Genomic DNA, 15,659 nt, shown 5'->3' on the forward strand with positions numbered 1-15,659 from the left:
AAAAATAAAGGGACTTCATTTGAAGTCCCTTTATTACTTATCGCTCTCTTACGGGAGCTATTTGGTTTCCAGCACCTCATCTACGAGTATGCGGCCACAATGTTCGCAAACAATAATCTTTTTGTGTTGACGGATTTCCATTTGAGTTTGCGGTGGAATGGCGTTGTAGCAACCGCCGCAGGCATCTCTTTGCACCGTTACCACTGCTAATCCATTTTTGTAAGAAGTGCGTATGCGGTGATATGCCTGCAGTAACCGTTCTTCAATTTTAGTCTGCTGTTCTTTAGATTTTTTTAACAGCGTCTTTTCTTCTGCATCTGTTTCTTCAATAATATGTTCCAGCTCCTCCTTCTTTTGTTTCAGATTTTTTTCTTTCTCCTTAATCGCCTTCCTGGAAGTTTCAAGGTATTCACCCTTTACATTCATCTCCTCTGTTGCTTCCCGCATGCGCTTTTCTCCCAGTTGAATATCAAGCTTCTGCAGTTCAATTTCTTTGCTCAGCGCATCAAACTCACGGTTGTTTTTTACGTTGTTTTGCTGTTTCTGATATTTCTTGATTAACGACTCGGCTTCTTTGATTGAGTTTTTGCGGCTGGCAATATTTTCTTCCATCTCCTTCAACTCATCTTCAATTTTACCAATGCGAGTTTTGAGACCTGCCAACTCATCTTCCAGGTCTTTCACTTCCATAGGAAGTTCGCCTTTCAACACCTGTATATCATCTGTTTTGGTGTCAATTTTTTGAAGTCGGTAAAGTGCCCTCAATTTTTCTTCTACCGTGTTGTCGGTTTTTGGAGCTTCTTTCACTTTGGCCATCAGTAATAGTTTATTGGATTAGTGTTAATAGATGTAAAACGGACGGCAAAAGTAGGAAACTTTTGCCTTAAAACATCAGCAAAAATCTCCGGTGTAAATTGTTCGCTTTCAAAATGACCTATGTCAGCGATAATGATGGCATTATCGGCATCAAAAAACTGGTGGTATTTAAAGTCTGCTGATATGAAAATATCCGCTCCGGCATCTATTGCATTACGAAGTAAAAAGCTTCCGGCACCACCACAAATCGCTACCGTGCTGACAGTGTTTTTGCATAATGTTGTATGCCGGATGATTTTTACTGACAATTTCTCCTTAAGATATTTCAGAAATGCATCTGTTTTCATAGGTGATTTTAATTTTCCGGTCAGGCCGGCTCCGGTTTGGTGCCAAGGATTAACAAGTGCTACAATATCATATGCTACTTCCTCATACGGATGGCTTCTACGAAGGGCTGAAATGAGTTGATGCAAGCGCCATCGCGGGAAAACGACTTCAATTTTCGTTTCGGGTTCGATATGTCTTTTCCCCTTTTCCCCAACGAAGGCATTTGACGAATCATTTCCCCTGAATGTTCCCATTCCATCAACGTTAAAACTGCATTCGTCATAATTGCCAATGGACCCGGCACCTGCATTAAATAGTGCCGCCCGAACTTGTTCTGCATGGCTGACCGGAACGAAAGTAAAAAGCTTCATCAACTGATCATTCTTTGCCGAGAGCACTTTAAGATCTTGCAGATTAAGCCGTTCGGCGATTTTCGCATTTACGCCATAAATCAGGTTGTCAAGATTGGTGTGAGCAGCATAAATGGCGATGTGATGTCTGATGGCCAGCAAGAGTATACGTTCAACATAATTGCTACCGGTTATTTTTTTTATGCCTGAAAAAATAACCGGATGATGAGCAATCACGAGGTTACAGCCTGTCGTAATAGCTTCCTCCAGAACAGCCTCAGTCACATCAAGGCAAAGCATAGCCTGTGAAATTTCCTGTTCATAGTCTCCTGTCAGCAAGCCTGCATTGTCATAGTTTTCCTGAAGACTGAGCGGTGCAAATGCTTCGAGTGCAGTAGTAATTTCTATCAGTTTCACAGCATATGGATTTGTGAACAAAAATAGCGATTGACTACATTAGCGATCCTTTTATTCTTGTCATCTTTGACGGATGGCGATGTTATTGAAAGATGCAAGACCTCACATCAACTGATTGTTTGCAAAGGCAGAGAAGTTTTTTTGATAGCTCAAACGATTTTTTGACAATGAATAAAGTCCTTCGAATTATACTTATTCCGTTTTCATGGTTGTATGGAGCAATCGTGTTTCTTTACCATAAGCAATTTGATCTTGGTATTAAAAAAAGTGTTTCATTCCTGATACCTGTAATTGCTATAGGAAATCTTTCGGCAGGTGGAACCGGCAAGACTCCGCTGACAGAGTATCTGGTTGATCTGCTGCAACCTTCATTCAAAACGGGAGTACTCAGTCGTGGTTACCGCCGCAAAACAAAAGGCTACGTAATTGTAGAAGATTCGAAATCTTACGAAGAAACAGGAGACGAGCCGATGCAGGTTAAAAGAAAATTTCCTGCTGCAACTGTCGCTGTAAGTGAGTCAAGGGTAATCGGGATTGTTAATATGATAAATGACAGTCCCGATTTAAATGTAATTCTTCTTGACGATGCTTTTCAGCATCGCCAGGTCAAGCCGGGACTTTCACTATTGATTACTGATTTTGCTCATCCTTTTAACCGTGATTTTCTTTTGCCTGCCGGCCGGTTGAGAGAACCTGTTCGTGGTGCCGCTCGGGCTGATGCTCTGATAATTTCCAAATGTCCGGCTTCGCAGGATAAAGGAGCACGAATGGAATTAAAACAAGAAATGGCAATTGGCTCATCTAAGCCTGTCTTTTTTTCATTCCTTAAATACGGTGTTCCATATGAAATGCTTAATGCCGCAAAAAAGTGGAACCTTGAGAAAGGTGATCAGTTACTTTTAATTTGCGGTATTGCAAATCCGGAACCGCTGTACAACTACTTAGTGCAAATTACTTCAGGTATAAAGATGATCCGCTTCAGGGATCATCATGCATATACAATGCAAGAACTTAGGAATATTCATTCAGAATTTCTATCACTGGCCGGAACAAGAAAAGTTATAATAACTACGGAAAAGGATGCGGTAAGACTACTTCCTTTTAAAGAATATATCGTGAATCAACAACTTGAAATATATTGCATGCCCGTGCAAGCTGTTTTTTTTGAAGAGGACAAGGCTGAATTTGACCGGTTGATTACAACATTTGTTCAGTCATTCAAACCGGAAAGCAGTGAAATCTTAAAATCCGCGCATTAAATTCCATCACCTTATTAAAGAATTAATCTCAAACCTGAGTTTATGGATGACCTGTTGAAGAAGTTGGATGAAGCTGTCGCTTTTATTAAGGACCGTACTAAACTTGTTCCCCAAATCGGTATGGTATTAGGATCGGGACTTGGGAGCATTGTGAGTGAAATGAAATTGCAGGAAGTGATTGAATACAAAGACATTCCGCATTTTCCTGTGAGCACGGTACCTGGACATTCCGGTAAATTTGCTTTAGGCGTTTGGAATGGTAAAAATGTTGCCGTGATGCAGGGTCGATTTCACTTCTATGAGGGATATTCTTTGCGCCAGGTTACCTTTCCGATCAGGGTTATGAAATTGTTAGGCGCTGAAAGCATCTTGATAACAAATGCATCGGGCGGATTAAATCCTGATATAAAAATCGGAGAATTGATGATTGTAACCGATCACATAAATCTTAACTCCGACAATCCCCTCCGCGGTGAAAATATTGAAACACTTGGGCCACGTTTTCCGGATCAACATGCTATGTATGACAAGAGGTACATTGAAAAGGCGCTTTTGATTGCGCAAAAACATAAAATTACCTGTCATCAGGGTGTTTATATCGGCGTAACCGGACCGAACTTTGAATCACCGGCAGAATACAGGTACATGCGAATAATCGGAGGTGATGCTGTGGGTATGTCAACAGTGCCTGAAGTGATTGTCGCAAATCATATGGGAATGAAAATATTTTGCATCTCTGTGATTTGTGATGAGGGCAACCCTGAGGTGCCCGTTTCCGTCACGCATCAGGAAGTAGTAAATGCAGCACGGGAAGCAGAACCGAGAATGACAATAATTTTAAAAGAATTGGTGGGAAATTTTTGACTGCATTTTCTGTTACTGTTGTTGATTTCAGTCAAAACTGATATGATGAACGCAATTTCAATCTGGCAAAAGGTAAGATACATCACAGCGTAATAACACTTGCTCATAAATTACCGGCGAAAAAAATTATCATTGTCAACTTCAAATAAGAAACTGTGGACGCTGAATTGGAGAATAGCAGGAATTGTTGTCGTGCATATATTCTCCTTGCTATTTAATTACAGCGTAAATGCCCAGGATACGGTTTTTAATTATAATCCATACTGGACAAATTATTTTCTTGTTCAGGAACCGACTATTGCTCAAACTCTTGACACTACAATTACCCATTTTAACAGGTTTAATCCGGTTGAAGAAGAGTTCGGCTTTTTACATACCGGGCATTTGGGAGCAGCCGCGGCACCCATGTTTTTTGTACCGCCAAAGGATGCCGCTTTTGATATCGGATTTCATCAATTTGATTTGTTCTGGCGAGAAAGTAATGCTGTCAAATTTTATGATTCAAAACATCCTTATACGAAGGTTGGTTATCAGCAGGGTTCCAAATCGGAGGTGCTCGCATCATTTATTCATACACAAAATATTTTACCACAATGGAGCGTCGGAGTCACTTTAAACCGCTTCAGAACTGATGGTTTTTATCAACGGCAGGTAACAAAGATCACCAATTTTGATGCTTTCACCAGATATGCTTCCCAAAATGGATTCTATCATTTGAATGTTGCCTACACACTCAATTCATTAAAAGTAGAGGAGAATGGAGGCGTTGAAAACCTCGATGTTTTTGTAGACACCACTCTTTCTGACAAGTCGGTCCAGCCGGTGCTGCTTGACAGTGCAATGAATGCTGGTAAAAATGATGTGATCTTTTTTCAGAATGCATTTGATCTGGGAAAATGGAAACCAGTGAAGAGTAATGATACCTTAACATACAATAGAGTGGTGCCGGAATTCCGCATTCAGCATTTTTTCAGATTGGAGCATAGAAATTACCGGTTTAATGATGCTGCAATAGACAGCGATTACTATTCAGTGGTTTATAAAGATTCAGTCAAAACGCGCGACACCATTAAGTATGCCTGTTACAGCAATGAATTGCGATTTCGTATGCTTCAAAGAAGGAGTGGTGTGCTGAGAAATTTTTCAGCAGATGCCTTTTTCCACCATGATCTTTACAACATACAATCAGACCTTGGAGATGAACAAATTCAAAATGGAATCAGTGGCATCGTATTAAACAGGTTGACGCCTCCTGATTCATTACGCAATTTTAAATTTGTTTTCCGACTTTCCGGTGAGCTTAATCTTATAGATAGAAATCAAGGCGATTACCGTTTGTATTTTCAGAGCGGATTTCAAACTGCTGGTGCAAGTGTTCTTACGATTGAACTACAGCAATCCTCTAATCATCCGACCTATGTGCAACAAAACTATTTTTCAAATCATTTCAAATGGGACAACAACTTCTCTGCATTTCAAACTTCTGTTGCTACTGTTGCCTGGTTGCAGAAAAAGTGGAGGCTTAAGTTATCTGCACAATATTTCAGCGTAAGCAATTACATCTACTGGAACAGGGAAGCACTTCCTTCACAATTTAATGGCACACTTCAGGGATATGTTTTTTTCTTGCAGAAGGATTTTAGTTTCAAGGGATTTCATTTCGACAATGAGCTGCAATACCAATTATTCAACAATGACACTATTATCAGCTATCCGCAATTTTTTTCCCGGCACAGTCTTTATTTTCAGAACCGTTTGTTTAAAGGCGCTTTAACCAGCAAGATTGGTATTGATGTCCGCTATAATTCTGATTATTATGCGCCTGCATATATGCCGGAAACAGGCCAATTCTATCAGCAGCATCTGGGTTACCTGCACTATTATCCTGTGGCTGATTTGTTTATCACCATACAAATAAAGGGCGTCAGGGCTTTTGCAATGTTTCAGAATATTAATAAAGATCTTTTTGCACCTGGATATTTTTCCGTTTATCGGTCGCCGATGCCTGATCGTTCGTTCAGGCTGGGGTTAGAATGGCGCTTTTGGAATTAGCTGTTTTTTGATGATCCTTCTACCCGGTTTCTATTTAGGAGCATGATCATCCTCCTCTTCATCAATACCAAATTCAGGATCAAGATCACCTTTTAATACGGCCATAAAGACACAGCCGGGTGTTCCGTCAATTACCCGAAAATAAATCTGGTAATAACCATCTGCATCAGGTGTGTAGAATAAATTAATTTGTCCCTTATCCAGTTCAGTTACTTTGTATAGGTACTCTAACTGAATTCCATAATGATCACGAATTTCAATTGCCGTTGCCTCCACATTGTTGTCTGCTACCAGCAGAATGGCATATTGCCTGCCGCCTTCAAGTTCTACGCTTTTTCTTATAATATCATTTGATGAAAGTAATTGGCTCCATTCATTTTGCGGGTCATAGTTACCATAGCTTCTGGTAGTTTTTAGCAAATCATAGCTTGCATATGTCTTCTGATCCATGCATTGAAAACTTCTTTTGTTCTGACTCACCTGGCCGCAAAGATTCAGTGTGTCGGCAACGCAAAAAAGCAAGAGCAGTGGAAACAATGTAGTAAGACGGTACATCATCGCGGCAAAGATAGTAGAAGGCTGATTAGGTTTTCTGCTTTTTCTTTTTTGCTGCCGGGAAAAGCACATTGTTCAGAATTAATCTATAACCGGGTGAGTTGGGATGCAAAGCGAGATCAGTAGGAGGGTCACCCACCTGGTGTTGATAATCTTCCGGATCATGCCCGCCATAAAAGGTCCAGGTTCCATTGCCATATTCACCATGAATATAACGTGCTTCACCTGCCGCTTTATTTTCACCCATAACAAGCACAGTTGGCTTAATCACTTCATTCCTGAATGAAGTGGTTTGTCCCATAAATCCTTTGATGGTTTTTGTATGGTCCTGGCAAAGCATGGTTGGAACAGGATCCCATTTTGCAGAGAATTCAAACAGGGTAAAATAATCCTGATCCATTGGAACCCGTCTTGAATTGGTGGCATCAATATTTGAAAATTCATATTGAAGCGGGTCTCTTACTAGCAGGAAATTCTGAAACGCAAAACTTTTTGAAAAATCAAGTTTTGATTGTGCGCCGGGATCTGCAGGGTCACCATCATACATGCTTTCACAAATATCAAGGCCTTCTGCAGCCAGGGCGATGTCATAGGAATCGGTGGCTGAACACATAGCAAACATAAAACCTCCCCCTGCTACAAAGTCCCTGACCTTATCAGCAACAGCCAGCTTTAATTGGGAAACCTTATTAAAACCCCAACGGGCAGCAGTTTCGCCATCCGTTCTCACATCATTTTGATACCAGGCTGCGTTAGAATAAGCGGCATAAAATTTTCCAAACTGCCCTGTAAAATCTTCATGGTGCAGGTGAAGCCAATCATATAAAGCAAGTTTTCCCTGTAACACTTCATCATCATAAACGAGATCGTATGGAATTTCGGCATAGGTGAGGACGAGGGTTACCGCATCATCCCATGGCTCTTTTGTTTTAGGGGAATATACCGCTATTTTAGGAGGCTTCTCCAGTTTTTCAATATCCTGGTTTACTTCCGGGCTTGCAATACCTGAAAGAATAATATTGTATTGGGCATCCGGTACAATTTCATAAGTAACACCCCTTACTACACATTCATTTTCTGCTTCCGCGAAATAGGGAATTGCAAAGCTGCCACCTCGATAATTGAGCATCCAGTCAACGGTAACGTTTTTGTTCAACACCCAGTAAGCGATGCCATAGGCTTTGAGATGGTCCGCCTGTTTGGAATCCATTGGCAACAACAGCATGGAAGCATTAGAAAAATTAAAACATAAAAGGAGAGCGAATAGAAAAATTATCTTTTTCATGTTTCGAAATTAGTTCATTTTATGAAAACGCCGGATTTCCAATTTCAGGTATCTGACGACTTCATGTAATTGTTATTTTGTAAAGTAAGAAAGTGTTGAAAGAAATTCTGCCGCAGCAAAAGAGGATTTTCTAAGTTGTAATTTGAAAAGTGATTTAGGCAAATGTGAAGTATGTTGAAGTTGGTAATTTTTAAATGAGTTGAATTGAAGTGACAATTTCTTTCTTGCTACTTTTGAATTTGAAACACTTTCATGCGCAATCCAAATCTTGATCCTGAAGAAGAAAATCTAAACTCAGCAGAGCTGGAAGTAGAGAAGGTATTGCGACCTTCTGTATTCGCTGAATTTTCAGGCCAACCGAAAATTGTTGAGAACCTGAAGATTTTTATTGAAGCGGCAAAACAACGCGGAGAAGCTTTAGATCATGTGCTGTTGCACGGCCCGCCCGGACTTGGAAAAACGACACTCGCATACATTGTTGCACACGAGTTAGGTGTCAATATCAAAATCACCTCAGGACCTGTATTGGAAAAGGCAGGTGATCTTGCCGGCTTGCTTACCAATCTGGGAGATCATGATGTATTATTTATTGACGAAATTCACAGGTTGAGCACTGTTGTTGAGGAATATTTATACTCAGCAATGGAAGATTATAAAATTGACATCATGCTCGACACTGGTCCTAATGCAAGGTCTATTCAGATTAATCTGAATCCATTTACACTCGTTGGCGCTACCACAAGATCCGGTTTGCTTTCATCACCACTTCGCTCCCGCTTCGGAATTACTTCCAGAATGGATTATTATGATGCCGGAACATTAAAAAAAATAATTCACCGTTCAGCAAGAATTCTGAATACAGTTATTACAGAAGAAGGGGCGGAGGAAATTTCACGGAGAAGCCGTGGTACGCCGCGAATTGCAAATGCCCTGCTTCGGAGAGTACGTGATTTTGCACAGATAAAAGGAAGTGGTACGATTGATATTGAAATGGCGCGGTATGGATTAAATGCGCTGAATGTGGATGAGCATGGTCTTGATGAAATGGACAATAAAATCCTTTCCACTATCATCGAAAAATTTAATGGTGGACCGGTTGGACTGAATACTATCGCAACTGCCGTAGGAGAAGAATCAGGAACGATTGAAGAAGTGTATGAACCCTTTCTGATTCAGGAGGGCTATTTGAAAAGAACTGCACGCGGCAGAGAAGCTACGCAGATTGCATTTAAGCATCTTGGAAAGTCAATGCCAAAAGCACCCGGTTTTTTGTTTGAATGATAGGAAAAAACATTAAATATGAAAAAGTCGGGGTGAGTGGACTCGAACCACCGGCCCCCAGCACCCCATGCTGGTACGCTAGCCAACTGCGCCACACCCCGATTAAAACATGAAACAAGAAATTAAAGAACAGGCAGCAAATCTAAATGATTCGATTAAAATAACTCAGAATAAATTTCATCCTCTCACGTTGGTTCGTGGTATTCCATTTCGCTAATACCTGAAAACAAAACGTTTGTGAAATGATTTCCAGCATTGGTAATCGGTAAATTAAACTTGATTTCACCATTCTTCGTTACTTTCGCAAGCGCTGAAAATCACCAATCGAAAATCTGTCAATGTCGTTTCTGTATCCTTCATTTTTGTTTGCTCTCTCCGCTGTTGCCATTCCAATCATCATTCACCTCTTTAATTTCAGGCGTTACAAAACGATTTATTTTTCAAATGTCCGTTTCTTAAAAGAGGTTAAGGAACAAACTGATTCCAAATCCAGGCTTAAACACCTCTTGATACTTTTATTCCGGATATTGGCGATCACTTTTCTGGTGCTTGCCTTTGCGCAACCCTATATTAAGAGTAAAACGGCCGCTGTTACAACAGGAAAAAAAGCCATTAGCCTGTTTATTGATAATTCTTTCAGCATGGGGCAATTGGCTGCAGATGTTCCATTAGTGGAACTCGCAAAATTAAAGGCCACAGAAATTGTAAGTGCTTACAGTGCCGATGATCTTTTTCAATTGCTGACGCAGGATTTTGAAAGCAGGCATCAACGGTTGGTGGATAAAGAAGAAGTGCTTAACATGATTAAAGAAGTGAAGATTTCTTCAAGAACACATACTATCGGTGATATTATTACGCGTCAAAAACAGTCCTTAAATAATTCGGGAGCAGCTCAGAAATCAATATTTGTGCTTTCAGATTTCCAGAAAAAATTTTCTGATTTTAACCTGCTTACGGCAGATACAACGTATCAGATAAACCTTGTTCCCTTACATTCAAGGGAATCAGACAACGTGTATATTGATACCTGTTGGATGGAATCTCCGGTGCAAATTGCCGGTCAATCCGGGAAACTCTTTGTTAAAATAAAGAACGGCGGCAACCAGTCGTTGGAAAATGGCAGGTTAACCCTGAGGATTAATGAGCAAACAAAAGCAATCAGCAATTTTTCAGTACAGGCGAATTCAGAAATCAACGATACCATCAGCTATACAATTACCGAAACAGGATGGAACAGGGCTGAGTTATCGTTGATTGATCATCCCATAACTTTCGATGATAGTTATTTTTTTACGTATCCTGTTTCAGAACATGTGCAGGTGATGGTAATAAATGAATCAACAGAAAATCCATATCTCAATGCACTCCTTGGGAAAAATGATTTTTTTGTTTTACAGAATGTTGCATTTAATCAGTTGAATTACGCTGATCTTTCAAAACAGCAATTTGTGATTCTTAATGGACTGAAACAGATTTCTTCCGGGCTTTCTTCTGAGCTGAAAAAATTTATGGAACAAGGAAACAACTTGCTTGTTTTTCCGGATGCTGCATCTGATATCAATACCTACAATTCATTTTTGCAAAATGCAGGAAGCGATATTTTTTCGGGCTTTAGTATTCAAAAGAAAACGGTGTCTGATCTTAATACACGAAACCAGGTATTTACCGATGTTTTTCAACAGGTTCCTCAGAATTTATCACTTCCCCAGGTTTCAGGAAGCTTTCTAACCGTTATACGCACCAACACTACAGCCGAACCATTGCTTTCATTCAGCGATCATTCATTTTTCATAAGCAAATATTCAGTTGGAAGTGGATTGCTCTTTCTTTCAACAGTGCCGCTTGATAAGAATTATACAGATTTACCACTCAATCCATTGTTTGCACCGATGATTTATAAGATGGCCATTGTTAAGGAAACTGCATCACCGGGTGCAATGGTAATAGGAAAGAATAATATGGTAAGCGTTCCGGCTGACCTATCAACAGGAGCACAGGTTTTACGGCTGAAAGGAATGGAACAGGAATTTATTCCAGCCCAGAGATTGATAATAAACCAGGTGGTATTGAATATCAATAATGAAATCAACCAGGCAGGCATCTATGCATTGCAGGATCAGTCGAACCAGGTGAAATCATACATTGCCATGAACTATGATCGCGACGAATCTGATTTGCAATTTCTTTCCAATGACGAATTGTTGCAATTCAGCAAGCCATTCAATATTAAAGTGATTCAAAATACCGGTCGCGACCTGTCAGGTGTGATTTCAGGACAGCATTTGGGATTGCCTCTCTGGAAAGTTTCTGTTATCTTTGTTTTACTCTTTATGGCTTTGGAAATTGTGCTGCTTAAATTTTGGAAATAGATGAATCTACTCATCCGCGCTATTCAAATTATTGATTCATCTTCTCCTTTTCATCTTCAAACCAAAGACATTCTGATTATCGATGGGTCCATTTCTTCCATCAAGCACCATATTGAAGCACCTCCAAATATTGAAATATTCAACGGGGAAGGAAAGTATATTTCTCCCGGATGGTTTGACCTTTATGCGCATCTCTGCGATCCCGGTTATGAATACAAAGAAGATTTACTTTCAGGATCAAAAGCTGCGGCAGCAGGCGGATTTACAGGCATAGCCGTTCTTCCGGATACGAAGCCTGTGATTGATTCTAAATCAGGTGTTGAATACATTCTGAATAAGGCGAAAGGAAAGATCGTGGATATTTTCCCGATAGGTGCCGTTACCAAAAAGTGTGAAGGAAAAGAACTTGCAGAGATATACGATATGGCCGCAGCGGGAGCTATTGCTTTTTCAGATGCACAGCATCCGATAGCGGAAGCGGGTTTGATGATGAGGGGTTTATTGTATGTTAAGAAAATCGGTAGTGTAATCATTCATTATCCGCACGATGATTCACTCGCACCACATGGCGTAATGAACGAAGGTGCAAGCAGTGTTCAATTTGGGATGCATGGTATTCCTGCACTTGCGGAAGACCTGATGGTGGTTCGTGATATTGAATTAGCTGAATATACCGGTTCGCGCGTTCATTTCAGTTGTATTTCAACAAAAGAAGCAGTGGACCGAATACGGGAAGCAAAACTTAAAAAAATTCCTGTTACCTGCGGAGTGAATCCTGTTCACCTGATGCTTGATGATACTGCCCTGCATGCCTATGACAGCAATCTGAAATTGTTTCCTCCATTGAGAACACAGGACGACATAGCAGCACTGAAGGAAGGCTTACGCGACGGAACTGTTGATGTGATTTGCTCAGCACATCAGCCGCAAAATCAAGAGCGGAAAAAGCTGGAATTTGAATATGCTGATCCCGGAATCATCAACTTACAAACTTGTTTTGCTTTGGCCAATACTTGCTTGCAGGAGGTAATGAAAATTGAAAACATTATTGAAAAATTAGTGTCGAATCCCAGAAAAATTGTAGGGTTGCCCGTTCCTGTTATTGAGGAATCTTCAGAAGCCAATTTTACTATCTTTGATTCAATGATAGAATGGGAATTGAAACAGGAAGATATCCAGTCAAAGTCTTTTAACACCCCTTTTATAGGAGCTAAACTCACCGGTAAACCGATAGCGATATATAATAATCATCAATTTCAAAAAAACTAATCAATGGAAACACAAAAATCTGCTTTCAGTACGGCTTTGAAATACGCGATCATTACTGCATTAGCGATGTTTATATTTTCAATTATAATGTATATAACCGGAATGTATCTTAACAACAGCATGAACTGGCTTACCTACATTATTATGCTAGCCGGCCTTGTATTCGCTGTAAAAGATCGCAGGGATAAAGATTTAGGTGGATTTATTTCATTTGGAGAAGGATTTAAAACCGGTTTTCTCTTCTGCATCATTACCGGAGCCATTGGTGTTGTTTTCAGTTTGATCATGATGAATTTTATTGCACCTGATATGATCACCGAAATTTTGAAAAAAGCAGAAACGGATATGATTAATAAGGGTCTGCCGGACGCGCAGATTCAGATGGCTATGGAATGGACCCGCAAATTCACTTCACCAATGTGGATCGCAATCTGGAGTTTGGTAAGCAGTGCCGTCTTCGGGTCTATTTTATCATTAATTGTGGCTGCAATATTTAAAAAGGATAATCAGCAACTGCAGCAACCGCAATAATTGTCTTCATGCAAATTTCAGTTGTTGTACCGCTGTTGAATGAACAGGATTCCCTGCCTGAACTATCCGCATGGATTCAGCGCATCATGGATGCGAATCACTTTACCTACGAAATTATTTTTGTGGATGATGGAAGCCGTGATTCGTCATGGAAAATGATACTCGGACTTGCAAAAGAAAATTCAGGTATTAAGGGAATAAAATTCAGAAGAAATTATGGCAAATCAGCAGCACTGAGTGAAGGGTTTGCCGTAGCAGAAGGTGATGTGGTTATTACTATGGATGCAGATTTACAGGATAGTCCTGATGAGATACCGGAGTTATATAAAATGATTAATGCTGACGGTTTTGATTTGGTTTCGGGCTGGAAGAAGAAAAGACATGATCCGGTATCCAAGAGGTGGCCTTCGAAATTGTTCAACAGCGTAACCCGTTCGATGAGCGGAATCAACATACATGATTTCAACTGCGGTTTGAAAGCTTACAAAAAGGATGTTGTTAAAAATGTAGAAGTGTACGGTGAAATGCATCGTTACATTCCCATGCTTGCGAAGTGGGCGGGTTTCATCAACATTACTGAAAAGGAAGTAGTGCATTATCCGAGAAAGTATGGCGTAACGAAATTCGGATGGGAACGGTTTATCAATGGATTCCTTGATTTACTTTCTATCATTTTTGTTTTTCGTTTTGGAAAGCGTCCTATGCATCTGTTTGGAACGCTGGGTTTGGTTTCTTTTTTTCTTGGATTCGTTATTTTATTATACCTGTCTATCGGGAAGATTTTCTACGACATCACCAAAATGACTGAGCGACCGATTTTTTATCTTGGCCTTGTTACAATGGTAATTGGTGTGCAGTTATTCCTGGCAGGTTTTCTTGCTGAATTAGTTTCACGGAACGCTGCTGACCGGAATTCTTACAAGATTGATCAGCAGGTCAATCTGAAAAAGTAACCATCGGATTTTTAATGAGGAATCGAAAAGTATGTTGCTTTTCTTTCACCATCTGATTAATGTTTGATTTCTTCGAATATAGCATTGAGTTATTTTGGTAATGAATGCAGTCCCGTAAACAGAAAACAAACCCTGGCGATCTGTCTCTGTACATTGCTAATGGTCAAGATGGATTGAACAGTTCTTCTTACCGGTTGTCTTGCACTCTAACAAGAAGCTGCATCCGCCTCAATGAAATTAGAATAGTATGTTTGTGAAAAAATGAAAGTATGGCCATTCATTTAGTGTCAGGAGGATGTGGTTTTGTGGGAAGAAACCTGGTGAAGCGACTTTTAAAAACAACGAATGATATTTTATTTGTAGTAGACGATTTATCAACCGGTACTCCACCGGAAACCTGGCTGGCCGATTCAACTTTTACCGTATTGGGTGATTTGCAGATCTATTGTGACGGACGCCTTATTTTTAGAAAGGGAGATTTTAGAAAATTCCTCATAGAGATCAGAGAGAATCCTGATTTTATTAATTCACGTTATGGATTCACTTTTCCAAAATTTGTTGATGTATATCATTTCGCCGCGATAGTGGGCGGTCGTTTAAAGATTGATGGTGATCCAATGGTGGTGGCACTTGATCTTTCAATTGATGCAGAATTTTTTTATTGGATTTGTACCTACAAACCTGCAAGAATTTTGTACCCGAGTTCCAGCGCAGCGTATCCAGTTAGTATGCAAACCGATACAGAAGCTGTTGCACTGAAGGAATCAGACATCCGTTTTGATCAAAATCTCGGACAACCGGATATGACCTATGGCTGGTCGAAACTTACAGGCGAATACCTCGCGCAGATTGCGGCAAAATATTACGGAATTTCAGTGGCCTGCGTTCGTCCGTTTTCTGGTTATGGCGAAGATCAGGATCTCACGTATCCTGTTCCTGCTATTGCAGCACGTGCTGCAAAAAAAGAAGATCCGTTTGAAGTTTGGGGCAGTGGCAAACAAGGAAGGGACTTTGTTCACATAGATGATTGCATTGATTGTATATTGATGGCAATGGATAATATTCACGACGGATCGGCAATTAATATTGGTTCGGGGAAACTCACATCTTTTCTCGACATCATAACACTCTTTTGTGACTTTGCCGGTTATAAGCCAACTATCAAACCCTTGCTCGATAAACCAGTTGGAGTTCATTCCCGTTATGCTGACATGACTTTTGTTGCTGATAAATTTCAGTGGGAACCAAAAGTGTCAGTTGAGGAAGGTATGAGAAGAGTATATGTGGCGGCAGTAGCCAGACTGAGCAAATGACTTGAGTTGTATAATTAT

At 40.2% G+C, this 15,659-nt stretch carries 13 protein-coding genes and 1 tRNA gene; 9 read left to right on the plus strand and 5 right to left on the minus strand.

Annotated features, from left to right (window positions below):
- Positions 1-57: 57 nt before the first annotated feature.
- Positions 58-816, minus strand: coding sequence for a hypothetical protein (locus tag IPO83_13600; GenBank protein ID MBK9732292.1), 759 nt, complete (start codon positions 814-816; stop codon positions 58-60).
- Entirely contained in the window at positions 816-1,910 is a 1,095-nt protein-coding gene (locus IPO83_13605; protein MBK9732293.1) for a Nif3-like dinuclear metal center hexameric protein, read from the minus strand. The genes IPO83_13600 and IPO83_13605 overlap by 1 nt, the downstream gene beginning before the upstream one ends.
- Positions 1,911-2,077: 167 nt before the next feature.
- Here IPO83_13605 and lpxK point away from each other — a divergent pair, with 167 nt between their 5' ends.
- The 3 genes from lpxK to IPO83_13620 all read left to right on the plus strand — a co-directional run bounded on the left by lpxK (position 2,078) and on the right by IPO83_13620 (position 6,085).
- Positions 2,078-3,169, plus strand: a complete 1,092-nt coding sequence (gene lpxK, locus IPO83_13610) for a tetraacyldisaccharide 4'-kinase (GenBank protein MBK9732294.1) — start codon at positions 2,078-2,080, stop codon at positions 3,167-3,169.
- 51 nt (positions 3,170-3,220) lie between these two features.
- Positions 3,221-4,033 (plus strand): purine-nucleoside phosphorylase, encoded by an 813-nt coding sequence (locus IPO83_13615; protein MBK9732295.1) that lies wholly within the window; start codon positions 3,221-3,223, stop codon positions 4,031-4,033.
- Positions 4,034-4,165: 132 nt separating this feature from the next.
- Complete coding sequence (locus IPO83_13620) at positions 4,166-6,085, plus strand: hypothetical protein (GenBank protein ID MBK9732296.1); 1,920 nt, start codon at positions 4,166-4,168, stop codon at positions 6,083-6,085.
- A 30-nt stretch (positions 6,086-6,115) separates the two neighbouring features.
- Here IPO83_13620 and IPO83_13625 read toward each other — a convergent pair whose 3' ends face one another.
- Positions 6,116-6,643 carry a hypothetical protein gene (locus IPO83_13625; protein ID MBK9732297.1) on the minus strand — a complete coding sequence of 176 codons (528 nt, stop codon included), beginning with the start codon at positions 6,641-6,643 and terminating at the stop codon, positions 6,116-6,118.
- Positions 6,644-6,668: 25 nt separating this feature from the next.
- Positions 6,669-7,925 carry an asparagine synthetase B gene (locus tag IPO83_13630; GenBank protein MBK9732298.1) on the minus strand — a complete coding sequence of 419 codons (1,257 nt, stop codon included), beginning with the start codon at positions 7,923-7,925 and terminating at the stop codon, positions 6,669-6,671.
- A gap of 252 nt (positions 7,926-8,177) precedes the next feature.
- Here IPO83_13630 and ruvB point away from each other — a divergent pair, with 252 nt between their 5' ends.
- The gene (gene ruvB, locus IPO83_13635) at positions 8,178-9,206 is read left to right on the plus strand and encodes a Holliday junction branch migration DNA helicase RuvB (protein ID MBK9732299.1); all 1,029 of its coding nucleotides are present in this window, start codon (positions 8,178-8,180) and stop codon (positions 9,204-9,206) included.
- A 27-nt stretch (positions 9,207-9,233) separates the two neighbouring features.
- Here the strand turns inward: ruvB and IPO83_13640 are convergent.
- Positions 9,234-9,307 (minus strand) — tRNA-Pro (locus tag IPO83_13640).
- Between the two features lie 237 nt (positions 9,308-9,544).
- On the opposite strand from IPO83_13640, the gene IPO83_13645 reads away from it, so the two are divergent.
- The 5 genes from IPO83_13645 (at position 9,545) to IPO83_13665 (ending at position 15,641) form a co-directional block, all read left to right on the plus strand.
- Positions 9,545-11,575 carry a BatA and WFA domain-containing protein gene (locus IPO83_13645; GenBank protein ID MBK9732300.1) on the plus strand — a complete coding sequence of 677 codons (2,031 nt, stop codon included), beginning with the start codon at positions 9,545-9,547 and terminating at the stop codon, positions 11,573-11,575.
- The gene (locus IPO83_13650; GenBank protein MBK9732301.1) at positions 11,576-12,844 is read left to right on the plus strand and encodes a dihydroorotase; all 1,269 of its coding nucleotides are present in this window, start codon (positions 11,576-11,578) and stop codon (positions 12,842-12,844) included. It begins immediately after the preceding gene.
- Between the two features lie 3 nt (positions 12,845-12,847).
- Positions 12,848-13,375: a DUF4199 domain-containing protein gene (locus IPO83_13655; GenBank protein MBK9732302.1), complete on the plus strand. Its 528-nt coding sequence runs from the start codon at positions 12,848-12,850 to the stop codon at positions 13,373-13,375.
- Between the two features lie 8 nt (positions 13,376-13,383).
- On the plus strand, positions 13,384-14,328 hold the full coding sequence (locus IPO83_13660) for a glycosyltransferase family 2 protein (GenBank protein ID MBK9732303.1): 945 nt from the start codon (positions 13,384-13,386) through the stop codon (positions 14,326-14,328).
- A gap of 269 nt (positions 14,329-14,597) precedes the next feature.
- Positions 14,598-15,641 carry an NAD-dependent epimerase/dehydratase family protein gene (locus tag IPO83_13665; GenBank protein ID MBK9732304.1) on the plus strand — a complete coding sequence of 348 codons (1,044 nt, stop codon included), beginning with the start codon at positions 14,598-14,600 and terminating at the stop codon, positions 15,639-15,641.
- The last annotated feature ends 18 nt before the right edge of the window (positions 15,642-15,659 follow it).

It is taken from the genome of Chitinophagaceae bacterium, assembly GCA_016717285.1.
Taxonomy (GTDB): Bacteria; Bacteroidota; Bacteroidia; order Chitinophagales; family UBA10324; genus JACCZZ01.